This is a genomic window from Paenibacillus sp. sg306046, from assembly GCF_059821225.1.
Map to the genome: position 1 here is coordinate 1 of NZ_JCAMRT010000097.1, position 715 is coordinate 715.

Sequence of the window (715 nt, forward strand, 5' to 3'; positions counted from 1 at the left end):
GGCTTCTTACGTGCTTATGGACAGTTGGTTTACACATGCTCCGCTGATTAGGGCGATGCTTGATCGTGGACTGGATGTCATCGGTATGGTTAAGGCAGATAAGAAACGCTATCTCGTGGGTGATCGTCGATTAACCCTCCAGGAGCTGTACTCCGAAGCTACACCCGTTCAAAGAAGGAGCAAGGGCATCCTTCGTTCCATTCGTACCAAGCTGTCCCCGGGAATTTCCGTTACCATCGTCTTTGTGCGTCATCGCTCGAACAAGAAGGAATGGCTCGCCATTTTATGCACCGACCTCTCGTTGTCCGAAGAAGAGATCATTCGGATCTACGGAATCCGTTGGGACATCGAGGTGTTTTTTAAGTGTGCCAAATCGTTGCTGCGATTGCAGAAAGAATTTCAAGGCCGTTCTTACGATTTATTGATCAGTCACACGACCATTGTGTTTTCTCGATATATCCTGCTGGCATGGCAACATCGAAAAAGCACAGACAATCGCACTTTAGGCGGCTTATTCCATCTGCTCTGCGACGAGGTTGGCCAACTCGATTGGGCTATAGCTTTAAAGCAGCTCATTGATATTCTCGAAGATGTAGCTAAGAAAGCAAACAAAAAAATCACAAAACTCATTCAAACACAACTACAGCAGTGGATCGCCGGTTTGCCCAGCTACATCAAGGCTTATTTGCCGATTTCAAGCTGCGAAAGTTGAGTT

Annotated in this window: 1 protein-coding gene; it reads left to right on the forward strand. The window is 46.9% G+C overall.

Annotated features, from left to right (window positions below):
• The coding region (locus AC6ROY_RS25455) for an IS4 family transposase (protein WP_500103354.1) at positions 1-712 on the forward strand (712 nt) is incomplete at its 5' end.
• Positions 713-715: the final 3 nt, after the last annotated feature.